This is a genomic window from Oceanicella actignis, assembly GCF_008124525.1.
Classification (GTDB): Bacteria; Pseudomonadota; Alphaproteobacteria; order Rhodobacterales; family Rhodobacteraceae; genus Oceanicella; species Oceanicella actignis.
Map to the genome: position 1 here is coordinate 1 of NZ_VNHJ01000005.1, position 12,029 is coordinate 12,029.

Genomic DNA, 12,029 nt, shown 5'->3' on the forward strand with positions numbered 1-12,029 from the left:
ATGGTGGTCAGCGACAACGGCACGGAGCTGACCAGCAACGCAATCCTGAAATGGCAGGAGGATCAGCAGGTCGAATGGCACTACATTGCGCCCGGCAAACCGATGCAGAACGGCTTCGTCGAAAGCTTCAATGGTCGTCTGCGGGACGAATGCCTCAACGAGCACCTGTTTGCCAACCTGCGCCATGCCCGCCATTTGATTGCGGCTTGGCGCGACGACTACAACCATCACCGCCCCCATTCGAGCCTCGACGGGCTCACCCCGCGGGAGTATCACAAACGGTCAAGAGAGGACCAAACCCTGAACAGAGCTAACGCTTAAACGCGGACTCTAAGGGGAGCAGGTCAGGTTGTGGATGCGCGCGTTCTTGACCTTCATCGCCCCGAAATAGAGCTTGCCCGTGCCCCATGTGTTCTCGTAGCCGCCCGCCGAGCCGCCGTGGTCGAACATGGAGACCACCAGGTCGTCCTCCGAACCTTCGGTGATCACCCGCGCCGTCACGCGCGCCACCAGATCGAGCGCATCGTCCCAGCTGGTGGGCTGCCAGGTGCCGTTGCGCCACACCAGCGGATCGGTCAGGCGCTGCTGCTGCGAGCCGGTGATCCTGGAGGGGCGGTTTTCCGCCATGCGCGCGCCGCGGATCGAGCCGAGGCCCGAGTTGACCACGCAGTTGGAGTCCGGCTTGACCACCAGATGCACGTCGCGGCCGTTCTGCTTGACGATGTTGTACATCGAGGGCGCGTACCACGCCTCGGTCTCGATGTCCTGCTGTCGGCCAAGATCGACGCCGAACTTGTTCTCGTGCGGCGCCGGGCCGCCCTGCTTGTTGATCGGCCAGGTGTAGGCCTTGTAGCCGCAGCCGACGATGCAGTAGCGGCAGACGACGTTGAATTCCTGCGCATCGGCGGGGATGATCGGCAGGCGGTCGGTTTGTCTCTTGTAAGCCATCCTTCTGACCTCCCTTACGACTCGAGCACGTTGGACAGGCGGCCGTAGATCAGCTCGTCGACGCCCTCGGCGTAGATGTCGCCCTTGTCGTCCACGCGCAGAAGGAACTGCGGCAGGTTCTGCGTCGCGTGGCCCCAGATCTGCTGGCCGCCCGCCTCGCAGTCGAAGCGCGAGTGATGGCCGGGGCAGTTCAGGGTCTTGTCCTCGGCGTTGTAGGTCATCGGCCAGCCCTTGTGCGGGCACAGCACCGAGAAGGCGACGATGTCGCCGTCGGGGCCCACGCCGCCCTCGACCGGCTGGCCGAGCTTGAGCAGCACGCCCGGGCTGTCGGGGTCGGGATAGGCGATGTCCATCGGTTCGTTGACCGCCAGGTCGGCGATGTTGGCCAACCGGTTCGACGGGTAGTCGATCCGCGCCAGAGACCGCGCCTGAGCCTGCTTGGCGGGCAGAACGGTTGCGGCGGCGGCGCCGGTCGCGCCGACGATGCTGCCGCGCAGGAACTGGCGTCGGCCGACATCGACCAAACGTTTGCACTTCATGGCGGGTTCCTCCCATTGCTTCGGTCCCGCAAGCCTATCGCAAAGGCGGCGGCCGAGAAGGCGCGGGAAGGGCCCGTTTCCGTGCGACAAGATTTTGAAATGAAACCATTATTTGCCATGTTCGGATTTCCGGACATGGCGCGGGCCGCTACAGGCCCAGCTTGCGCATCTTTTCCCACAGCGTCGTGCGGGAAACGCCCAGAATGGCGGCGGCCTCGCCCACGCACCCGTCGGTGCGCGCCAGCGCGCGCAGGATCTGCCGCCGCTCGGCGCGCTCGCGCGCTTCGGTCAGCGTTTCGACCTGGTCGGGCTGGGCGTAGAGTTCGGGGAACAGGTCGGCGGGGCCGATCCACTCGGCCGCGGCGGCCTCGACCGCGCGGCGCAGCCGCGCGCGCAGCTCGCGCCCGTTGCCGGGCCAGTCGTGATCGCGGATGGCGGCCAGCGCCAGCTCGGACAGGCCGCGCAACGGGGTCTCGCGCCGGCGGTTGAGGGCCTCGAACATGCGCCCGGCCAGCCAGACCGCGTCTTCGGGCCGCCGGGCAAGGGGCGGCACGACGATTTCGCGCCCGGCCAGCGCATAGAACAGATCGGCGCGAAAGGCGCCCGCCTCGACCTTCTCTTCGATGCGCGCGCCGCAGGCGGCGACCAGGCGCAGCGGCGCCGTGCGCAAGGCGTCGAGCAGGCGCGCCTGCGCGTCGGCGTCCAGGCGCCCGACCCCGTTGACGAACAGCGTCCCCTCGCCGGCGCAGGCGATCGCGTCGTCAAGCTCGGCGACGCCGGGCGGCGCGCGCATCGCGTCGAGCGGGACGAAGGGCGCGGCGCGGCGCTCGGACCGGGCATGGATCGCCTGCGCGATCCGCCCCTTGCCCAGACCCGGCGCGCCGCGGATCAGCAGCGGATCGTCGCCCGAGGCCAGCTTCGACAGCTCCGCCTCGATCTGGCGCGCCTGCGCCGACACGCCGATGCGGGGCTGGGGGTCCTTGGCCTCTGCGGGGCGCAGGATCAGCGCCAGCCGCGCCAGGAAGTCGGCCATCTCGAACGGTTTGGTCAGATAGTCGCCCGCCCCGGCCTTGAGCAGGCGCACCGCCTGGTCGATGTCGCCCTGGCCGGTGATGAACAGGAAAGGCGGCGGCGCGGCGCGTTGCGATACGGTATGGAAGATCTGCTCGCCGCTGCCGTCGGGCAGGCGGATGTCGCAGATCACGGCATCGACCGGCTTGCGCGGCGTGCGCACCGCCGCCACGCCGCGCACGGCCTGGCGCACCCAGGTCACCTCGGCGCCCTCCAGTTCCAGCCGCTGGGTCAGCGAGCCGCCCATGAAGGCGTCGTCCTCGATTAGCACAAGATAGCGCCCGCTCAGCGTCATGCCTCGGCCCTCGCCGGCAGCCGGATCTCGATCACGGTGCGCCCGTCCATGCGCGCGCAGTCGATCGCGCCGCCCAGCCCGCGCGTCAGCTCGCGCACCAGGCGCAGCCCGACGCCGCCCCCGGGCTCGAGCGGCGCCTCGGACATCAGCCGCGCCCGCGCCGCATCGGACAGGCCCGGGCCGTCATCGCCGATGCGCAGCGTCAGCGCCGCGCCGTCCGCCTCGGCGCTCAGCTCCACCACGCCCCCTTGCGGCGCCGCGGCGGCGGCGTTCAGCAGAAGGTTCAGCGCGATCTGCCGGACGGGCGCCGAGGGAAACGCCGCCAGGTCGCGCTCGTCGCCCTCGACCCGCCATTCGAGGCGCTGCGCGCGCCGCCGGGCCTCGGGCGAGAACAGCACCCGCAGATCCTCGAAATCGGCCCGCGACAAGGGGCGGCCGGCGCGGTCGAGGCGGTGCTCGTCCAGCATCGCGCGGCTCACGTCGCGAAGGTGCCGAAGGCCGCGGTCGAGCAGCTCGGCCGACTGGCGCACCACCTCGGGACGGTCGGCGTAGGCGCGGATCGTGTCGGCGGCGTTGAGCAGCCCGCCCAGCGGGTTGTTGATCTCGTGCGCCAGCGACGAGGACAGCCGCCCGAGGCTGACGAAGCGCTCGCGCTCGGCCAGGCGCCGCTCGGCCTGCGCGCGCGCCTCGATGGCGCCGGTCATGGCGTTGAAGTTGCGCAGCAGCCGCGCAAGCACGTTGTCCGAGCGGGGGATCATGCGCTCGGGGATCGGGCGGGGCGCGTCGCCCGCCTCGCCCATGTGCCGGGCCAGCAGCTCGACCGGCCGCAGCAGCCGCGCCACCGCCAGATACCCCGCCAGCACCAGCAGCGCCGTCGCCGCCCCGTTCCCGGCCAGAAGCGCAAGCGTCGCCCGCCTGCGTTCGGCCGCAAGGTCGCTGACGTCCAGCTCGGTCACGATCCGCCCGACGCGGCGGCCCTGATATTCGAGCGGGGCGGCGATGCGCACCACCTCCTCGGCCCCGTCGGCGCTCACCGACCCAAGGGGCGAGGCCCCCTCGGCGAAGCGGGCGAGGGCGCTGCCCACCGGCGCGCGCAGCGGATCGGTCGCGGCCAGCACGCGGCCCTCGTCGTCGGCGACGACGGTGAAGCGTATGCGCCCCGCGCCGCGCGCGCGGTCGAGCGTGTCATAGACCTCCCACACATCCTTGTGCAGAACGAACGGCCCCAGCGCCACCGCCAGACCTTCGACATGCAGGCGCGCGATTTCCTGCAGACGGGCGTCCTGCAGCCGCCCGAGCGTCGCCAGCACCTGCTGCGAGGCCGCCAGCCCGAGCAGGATCATCAGCCCCGCCGCGGCGGCGCCGACGCGCACGGTGATCGGCCATGAGCGCGGATCGGCGCGCATCGCTCAGCGCCCTTGCAGCGCGGCCATGCGCGCGGCGATGCCGTCGAACAGCGACGGGTCCGCGGGCGCGATGCGGTCCAGATGCAAGAGCGCCAGCGCCTCGCGCCCCGCCGGGTCGGCGTCGAGGCCGCGCAGCGCCCGCGCGAAGGCCCGCATCCCGGGCTCGGCCATGCGGTCGGCGCGCGCGGCGAAGGGCGGAAAGCCCAGCCATTCCGAGCGCGCGACGACCCGCGTGCGCGCGGTCAGCGTCGGCTCGACCTGGGCGAGCGTCTCCCACACATAGCCGTCCACGCTGCCCGAGCGCGTCAGCCCGCCGGCCACGGCGCGCACCACATTGCGGTGGCCGTAGGTGAAGATCGTGCGGGCGAAAAAGCTTTCGGGCGTCTCGTTCATCCGCGCCAGATCCGAGGCGGTGACCAGGTAGCCCGAGTTGCTGTCCGGGTCCGAGAAGGCGTGCAGCCCGCCGCGCAGATCGGCCAGGCCGGCGGCCGGGTCGTCGGCGCGCGCGATCAGATAGGACTGATAGAGCGGCCGGCCGCGCCACACCGGGACGCCCAGCAGCGCCAGCGCGTCGCGGTGCTGCAGATACGGATAGCCGCAGATCCACGCAGCATCGACCGATCCGTCCAGGATCGAGGCGGTGATCTCCTGATAGGTCCGCCGCTGGATCAGCTCGACCGGCTCGCCCAGGGCCCCCGACAGGGCGAAGCGCAGGCGGTCGATCACCGCCGCGTCATTGTCCAGAAAGACCGGCGTCAGGCCCAGCCGGAACGGCTCGCCCGCACGCGCCGCCAGGGGCGCGGCGATCGCGGCCAGCGCCGTCTGCGCCAGAAAGCGCCGTCTGTCCATGCTCTCGATCCCTTTCCGAGGCGCCAGCTTGAACCAGCGCCGCGTCATGGGCAGGAAACGGGGCAAGGACCGGGGGCGGGAAACGGCCGCGCGCCGCCGGGTCCGGGCCCGCGGCGCGCCTTTCAGACGGCGGGGGCGGGCGCGCCGCGCGCGCCAAGGTTCAGCCCGATCGACGCCTCGAGCAGCTGGCGCGTGTAGGGGTGGCGCGGCTGAAGGCGGCGCATGGTCTCGACGTCGAGGATCTCAACGATCTCGCCCGTGCGCATGACCGCCGTCGTCTGGCACAGATGCCCGACCACGCCCAGATCGTGCGAGACCATCAGATAGGTCAGGCCGCGTTCGGCGCGCAGATCGGACAGAAGGTTCAGGATCTCGGCCTGCACCGACACGTCCAGCGCCGAGGTCGGCTCGTCCAGCAGCAGGATGCGCGGCTCGGGCGCCAGCGCCCGCGCGATGGCGACGCGCTGGCGCTGTCCGCCCGAAAGCTGGTGCGGGTAGCGAAAGCGGAACCCGCGGCCCAGCCCCACATCCGAAAGCAGCCGCTCGATGCGCGCGTCGATGTCGCGAAACCCATGCAGCCACAGCACCTCGGACAGCATCCGGTCGACCGTATGCCGCGGATGCAGCGAGGCGTAGGGGTCCTGGAACACCATCTGCACGGCGCGGTGGAAGGCGCGGTCGCGCCTGGCGCCCTGCAGGCTCTCGCCCTCGACGGCGATGCGCCCGCTCCAGGTCGGGATCAGCCCGGCGATGGCGCGCAGGATGGTGGACTTGCCCGAGCCGGACTCGCCCACGAGGCCGAAGCTTGCGCCCCGGGGGATGGACAGCGCGGCGCCGCGCACGGCCTCGGCGCGGTCGGGGCCGGCGCCGAACCATACGGTCAGGTTCTCGATCTCTATCGCGTTCATAGAAGGGCGCTCACCGATGGGGCCTCGCGCCAGGCCGGGTCGCGTTCAAGCACCGCCAGGCGCGGGCGCGGGCGCAGAAGGTCGGGCGCCGAGTTCAGAAGCCCGATCGTGTAGGGGTGCCGGGCCTCGTGCAGCTTGCCGCCCTCGCACACCTCGACGATGCGCCCGGCATACATGATGAGGATGCGGTCGCAGAACCTGGCGACAAGGTTCAGGTCGTGGCTGATGAAGATCAGCCCCATGCCGCGCCCGGACACCAGCTTGTCCATGATCTGCAGCACCTGCAGGCGCACCGACACGTCCAGCGCCGAGGTCGGCTCGTCGGCGATCAGGATCTCGGGGCCCGGCGCCAGCATCATGGCGATCATCGCCCGCTGGCCCATCCCGCCCGAGATCTCGTGCGGGTAAAGGTCATAGACGCGCTCGGGATCGCGGATCGCCACCTCGTCCAGCATTTCGAGCGCGCGCATCCGCGCCGCCTTGCGGCCGATGGGGGCGTGGGCGCGCAGGGCCTCGGCGATCTGCTCGCCCACGGTCATCACCGGGTTGAGCGAGAATTTGGGGTCCTGCATGATCATCGCCGCCCGCCCGCCGCGCAGCGCGCGCATGCGCCGCTCGGAGACGCGCAGGATGTCCTCGCCCTTCATCAGCATGCGGTCGGCCGAGATCGTTCCCGGCCGCCGGATCAGCCGCAGAACCGCGCGGCCGGTCATCGACTTGCCCGAGCCCGACTCGCCCACGATGCCCAGGCGCTCGCGCCCCAGGCTGAACGAGATGCCGCGCACGGCCTCGAACACGCCCGTGCGGGTGGGAAAGCGCACCCACAGGTTTTCGACGTCGAGAAGGTGCGGCTCGCTCACCGGGCGCTCTCCTTCGGGTCGAACACGTCGCGCAGCCCGTCGCCGAGCAGGTTGAAGGCCAGCGACACGGTGAAGATCGCGATGCCGGGGATCGTGGCCACCCACCAGTGGTCGAGCAGGTATTTGCGCCCCTCCGAGATCATCGCGCCCCATTCGGGGCTTGGCGGCTGCGCGCCCAGTCCCAGAAAGCCCAGCCCCGCCGCCGTCAGGATGATGCCCGCCATGTCCAGCGTCACGCGGATCACCAGCGACGAGACGCACAGCGGCCAGACATGGCGCGTGACGATGCGCGCCGGCCCCGCCCCCTGCAGGCGGATGGCGTGGATGAAGTCCGAGTTGCGGATGGTCAGCGTCTCGGCCCGGGCGATGCGCGCATAGGGCGGCCATGCGGTCAGCGAGATGGCCAGCACCGCGTTCTCGATCCCCGCCCCCAGCGCCGCGACGAAGGCCAGCGCCAGGATCAGCCGCGGAAAGGCCAGGAAGATGTCGGTCAGCCGCATCAGCAGCACGTCGATCCAGCCGCCGGCATAGCCCGCCACCGTTCCGATCAGCAGCCCCAGCGCCGGCGCCACCAGCGCCACCAGCAGCACGATGTAGAGCGAGATGCGCGCGCCATGGAGCAGGCGCGAATAGATGTCCCGCCCGAGGCTGTCGGTGCCGAAGATGTGCCCCTCCCATCCCGGCGGCTTGAGCCGCTGCGCCAGGTCCTGCGCGAAGGGGTCATGCGTGGCCAGCCACGGCGCCAGGATCGCGCAGACCGTCAGCAGGATCAGGATCGCCAGGCCGATCATCGCCAGCGTGTTCGCGCGCAGCTTGAGCCAGCCCTGATACCAGGCCGCCGCGCGCGCCTGCGCGCGCGAGGTCGGCTCTTCGGCCAGCAGCCACGCGCGCAGCCCGGGTCGCGTCGCGCCGCTCATCGGGCCCTCGGATCGAGAAAGCGGTAAAGCATGTCGGACAGGATGTTGAGCAAGACGAAGATAGTTCCCACCAGCACCGTGCCGCCGAGCACCGAGTTCATGTCGTTCGCCAGCAGCGAGGTGGTGATGTAGCTGCCGATGCCGGGCCAGGCGAAGATGATCTCGGTCAGCACCGACCCCTCGAGCAGGTTCGCATAGGCCAGCGCGATCACCGTCAGCAGCTGCACGCGGATGTTGCGGAAGGCGTGCCCCCACACCACCTGCCATTCGCTCAGCCCCTTGACGCGGGCGGTGGTGACGTATTCGGCGCTCAGCTGCTCGAGCATGAACGAGCGCGTCATGCGGCTGACATAGGCCATGCTGTAATAGCCCAGCAGGCCCGCGGGCAGGATGATGTGCGACAGCGCGCTCTTGAAGGCGGCCCACTGCCCCTGCAGCAGCGCGTCGAGCAGCAAGAGCCCGGTTCTCGGCTCGACCACCCCCTGGTGGAATATGCCGATGCGCCCGGGCCCCGAGACCCAGCCGAGCATTCCGTAGAACACGAGCAGCCCCATCAGCCCCAGCCAGAAGATGGGCATGGAATAGCCGATCAGCCCGACCACCCGCGCGGTCTGGTCGACCCAGCCGCCGCGCCAGACCGCGGCCGCGACGCCCAGCGGCACGCCCAGAAGCACCCCGATCAGCGTGCCCAGCGTCGCCAGCTCGAAAGTGGCGGGAAAGACGCGGGCCAGATCCTCGGACACCGGCTTGCCGGTGCGGATCGACACGCCCAGATCGCCGCGCAGAACGTCGCTCACATAGATGCCGAACTGCGCCAGAAGCGGCCGGTCGAGGCCCAGCTCGCGGTAGGTCTGCTCGTATTGCTCCTGCGTCGCGCGCTCGCCGATCACGGCCAGGACGGGGTCGATGGGCATGACCCGCCCGATCATGAAGGTGACGAACAGCAGCCCCAGCAGCGTGGCCGCCACGCTCGCCAGCGTGCCCGCCAGCTTGCGCGTCCAGCGGGGCAGGCGCGGTCGTCGCCGCGATGGGGCGGGGCAGGCCGGTTCATCCGTCACGGGGGCGCGGGCTCCTTGAAAGGCGGCGGGATGGGACGGCGCCGCACGCGGCGCGCTGGGGCGGGAGGGCGCCGCGTGCGGCGCGCCGGGACGGGCGGCGCAAGGCGCGCCAGGGGCGCGGCGACGGTCTCGCCGCGCCCCGCAGCGGGGTCACTTCGTCACGACCCAGTAGGAAACGGCGGTGGTGGCGCCGCCGGCGACGAAGTTGTTCACGTTCGCGCGCATCGCGTTCTGCTCGATCTTCTGGAACATGATGCCGAAGGGGCTGATGCGCTGATGCTCGCGCTGCAGCTCGAGATACATGGCGCGCCGCTTGTCGGTGTCGTTCTCGACCACGGCGGCCAGGGTCTTCTCGTTCATCCCGGCCGGCACGGCCCAGGCGTTGCGCCAGGCCAGCAGGCCGGTCAGCCGCGCCTCGTCCGAATTGTCGGGGTTGAAGGCGAAGGTGCCCGCATTGGTGTGCGGGTCGGGATAGTCCGGCCCCCAGGCGCCCAGATACACGTCATGCTCGCGCGCGCGGTAGCGGTCGAGCGTCTGCGCCCCCGTTCCGACGATCAGCTCGACCTGGCAGCCCAGCTGGCTCCAGGTGTTCTGCAGCGACTGGGCGATGTCGATGCGCTCTTGCGCGTCGCGCACCGAGATCCTGATCGGCCCGCAATCGGGATGGGCGGATTCGGCCAGCGCGGCGCGCGCCTTGTCCATGTCGAAGCGCCAGGGCTTTTCGTCCAGCGCGCCCAGGAAGGTCAGCGGCAGGAAGGCCTGGTGCACCGTATACTGGCCCTTGAGGAACGAGTTGGCCATGCCGTCGTAATCCGTGGCCCATTTCAGGGCCTCGACCACCTTCGGATCGGACAGCAGCGGGTTCTTCTGGTTGGCCGACCAATACATGAGGCGGCCGCGCAGCTCGTCCACCACCTTCACGTCGGGATCGTCGCGCAGGCCGGCCACGTCCTCGGGGCTGAGGTTGCGCGCCACGTCGATGTCGCCGCGGCTGAGCAGAAGCCGCTGCGTCGCGCTTTCCTGGATGTGCTGGACGATCACCCGCTCCATGGCCGGCCTGGGGCCGTGGTAGTGGGGGTTGAGGTCCATCAGCACCGACTCGTTCGGCTTCCAGGCGACCACCTTGTAGGGGCCCGAGCCGGCGGTGTTGGTCCGCAGCCAGGCGTTGCCCATGTCGCCGTCCACCTCGTGCGCCATGGCCTCTTCGCGATCGACGATGCCGCCGACCGTGGCCGTCAGGCAGTTGAGCACGAAGGACAGCGCGTAGGGCTTGTCGAGCGTCAGCCTGAGCGTGCGGTCGTCGGTGGCGACGATGGTCTGCTCGACGTTCTCGGGGGTGAAGCCGAACTGCGTCAGGATGAAGGAGGGCGTCTTGTTCAGGATCACCGCCCGGCGCAGGCTGAACTCGGCGTCCCTGGCCGTGACCTCGCGCCCGGTCGAGAAGCGATGCCCCTCGGCGATCCTGAAGGTGATGGTGCGCCCGTCGGCGCTGATCTCCCAGCTTTCGGCCAGCTGCGGGCCGAAGCCCGCGTCAAGGTTAAGCGGGTCGAAGTTGACCAGCTTCTCATAGACGTTGCGGCTGACGTCGGCGCCGGCGAACTCGAAGCTTTCGGCCGGGTCGAAGGTCTTGATGTCGTCGATGCGGTTGGCGATCACCAGCATGTTGGGCGGCGTCTCGGCCGAGGCCGGGGCGAGCGGCGCCGCCGCCGTCAGCGCGGCGATGGCCGCTGCAATGAATCCTGCGCGAATCTTCATCTTGAATGCTCCCTGTTGGCGTTTTCGTCGCCGCGGGCCGCGTCGCGGCCCGCCGCCGGCTCATTCGTCCCAGGTCTTGCGCAGAACGCGCAGCCAGTTCTCGTGCGCCAGCTTGCGCATGAGCGCCTCGTCGTAGCCATGCGCGCGCATGGCCTCGGCCAAGGCGGGCAGCCCCGCGCAATCGCCGATCGGCTTGGGGACCAGGGCGCCGTCGAAATCCGACCCGATGCCCACCCGGTCCTCGCCCAGGATCTTTATCATATGGTCAAAATGCCGAAGCATCACGTCAAGCCCGAAATCGTCGTCCATGCGTCCGTCGGGCCGCAGGAAGGCCGAGGCGAAGTTGATCCCGACCATGCCGTCGCTTTCGGCGATCATGCGCAGCTGGCGGTCGGTCAGGTTGCGCGCATGGGGGCAGACGGCCCAGGCGTTCGAATGGGTGGCCACCAGCGGCGCGTCGCTGATCGCGGCGACGTCGTCGAAGCCCTTCTCGTTCAGGTGGCTCAGATCGATCATGACGCCCAGCGCGTTGCACGCGCGCACCAGCGCCTTGCCCGCATCGGTCAGGCCCGGCCCGACGTCGGGGCTTGCGGGAAAGCGGAAGGGGACGCCGTGGCCGAAGACGTTCGGCCGGCTCCATACCGGCCCGAGCGAGCGCAGCCCGCGCGCGTGCAGCTCCTCGAGCCCCTCCAGATCGGGGCCGATGGCCTCGGCCCCCTCGAGATGCGCGACCGCGGCCATGCGCGGCCCGCCCAGCGCGGCGGCGATCTGGGCGGCGCTGCGGCAGATGACGATGGCGCCCGCCGCCTCGAGCCGCTCGAGCGCGTCGAAGCCCGCGCGCGTGACCTCCAGCGCCGTCTCGCGCGGGATCGGGGCGGGCAGGGGAACGTCGTAGGGCGGCGCGCGCATGGCGTCGTCATTCAGCCCGCCGCCGTCGGGCGAGGGGACGAAGACGGCGAACAAGCCCCCGCCGAACCCGCCCGCACGCGCGCGCGGCAGATCGATGTGGCCGCCGATGTGGCCGCCGATGTGGCCGCCGATGGGCCCGCCGCAGCCCGGCTCCCGACCCGTTTCGCCGCCCTTTTCGCAGCCCGAGCCGATGCGCCCGTCGCCGTCCGCGCCGTTGCGCGCGCCCGCGCCCGCGCCCGGGGCGCGGCCCCGGCGCGCGCCGCGGGCGACGTCCTCGGCGTCGATCGCGCCGCGCACAAGGCGCAGGATCAGGTCGTTGTGGCCGTCGAAGAATACGGTTTCGGGCATCGGTCCTCCGCCGCCGTGGCGCCGCGGCCCCGGATGGAATCATGTGCGCGGCCGATGTTAGCGGGCCTGACGGCTTGAAAACACGCACAATCTTCGCCCGCCGCCATCCCGGCCCGGCGGCGGGGAGCGGCGGCGGGGGGCGGCGCGCGGGTCTTCGCGCCCGGCG

General features: G+C 70.7%; 12 protein-coding genes. 1 reads left to right on the top strand and 11 read right to left on the bottom strand.

Annotation, left to right across the window (positions count from 1 at the left end):
• A partial coding sequence (locus LY05_RS08355; protein ID WP_148922830.1) for an integrase core domain-containing protein occupies positions 1-321 on the top strand: 321 nt, incomplete at its 5' end.
• A gap of 9 nt (positions 322-330) precedes the next feature.
• Here LY05_RS08355 and LY05_RS08360 read toward each other — a convergent pair.
• The 11 genes from LY05_RS08360 to LY05_RS08410 all read right to left on the bottom strand — a co-directional run bounded on the left by LY05_RS08360 (position 331) and on the right by LY05_RS08410 (position 11,863).
• A complete protein-coding gene (locus LY05_RS08360; RefSeq protein ID WP_249041905.1) occupies positions 331-948 on the bottom strand; it encodes a molybdopterin-dependent oxidoreductase in 618 nt (205 codons plus the stop codon).
• Positions 949-962: 14 nt separating this feature from the next.
• Positions 963-1,487, bottom strand: coding sequence for an arsenate reductase (azurin) small subunit (locus LY05_RS08365; RefSeq protein ID WP_072747251.1), 525 nt, complete (start codon positions 1,485-1,487; stop codon positions 963-965).
• A 148-nt stretch (positions 1,488-1,635) separates the two neighbouring features.
• On the bottom strand, positions 1,636-2,853 hold the full coding sequence (locus tag LY05_RS08370) for a sigma-54-dependent transcriptional regulator (RefSeq protein ID WP_148922831.1): 1,218 nt from the start codon (positions 2,851-2,853) through the stop codon (positions 1,636-1,638).
• Entirely contained in the window at positions 2,850-4,259 is a 1,410-nt protein-coding gene (locus LY05_RS08375) for an ATP-binding protein (protein WP_148922832.1), read from the bottom strand. The genes LY05_RS08370 and LY05_RS08375 overlap by 4 nt, the downstream gene beginning before the upstream one ends.
• A 3-nt stretch (positions 4,260-4,262) precedes the next feature.
• Complete coding sequence (locus LY05_RS08380) at positions 4,263-5,108, bottom strand: substrate-binding domain-containing protein (protein ID WP_148922833.1); 846 nt, start codon at positions 5,106-5,108, stop codon at positions 4,263-4,265.
• Positions 5,109-5,230: 122 nt separating this feature from the next.
• Positions 5,231-6,016 carry an ABC transporter ATP-binding protein gene (locus LY05_RS08385; RefSeq protein WP_148922834.1) on the bottom strand — a complete coding sequence of 262 codons (786 nt, stop codon included), beginning with the start codon at positions 6,014-6,016 and terminating at the stop codon, positions 5,231-5,233.
• Positions 6,013-6,876, bottom strand: a complete 864-nt coding sequence (locus LY05_RS08390; protein ID WP_072747256.1) for an ABC transporter ATP-binding protein — start codon at positions 6,874-6,876, stop codon at positions 6,013-6,015. The genes LY05_RS08385 and LY05_RS08390 overlap by 4 nt, the downstream gene beginning before the upstream one ends.
• Positions 6,873-7,793, bottom strand: coding sequence for an ABC transporter permease (locus tag LY05_RS08395; RefSeq protein ID WP_148922835.1), 921 nt, complete (start codon positions 7,791-7,793; stop codon positions 6,873-6,875). The genes LY05_RS08390 and LY05_RS08395 overlap by 4 nt, the downstream gene beginning before the upstream one ends.
• Positions 7,790-8,803, bottom strand: a complete 1,014-nt coding sequence (locus tag LY05_RS08400; protein WP_072747419.1) for an ABC transporter permease — start codon at positions 8,801-8,803, stop codon at positions 7,790-7,792. Before LY05_RS08400 ends, LY05_RS08395 begins: the two co-directional genes overlap by 4 nt.
• 198 nt (positions 8,804-9,001) lie before the next feature.
• Positions 9,002-10,606: an ABC transporter substrate-binding protein gene (locus LY05_RS08405; protein ID WP_148922836.1), complete on the bottom strand. Its 1,605-nt coding sequence runs from the start codon at positions 10,604-10,606 to the stop codon at positions 9,002-9,004.
• 60 nt (positions 10,607-10,666) lie between these two features.
• Entirely contained in the window at positions 10,667-11,863 is a 1,197-nt protein-coding gene (locus LY05_RS08410; RefSeq protein ID WP_170258908.1) for a dipeptidase, read from the bottom strand.
• Between the last annotated feature and the right edge of the window lie 166 nt (positions 11,864-12,029).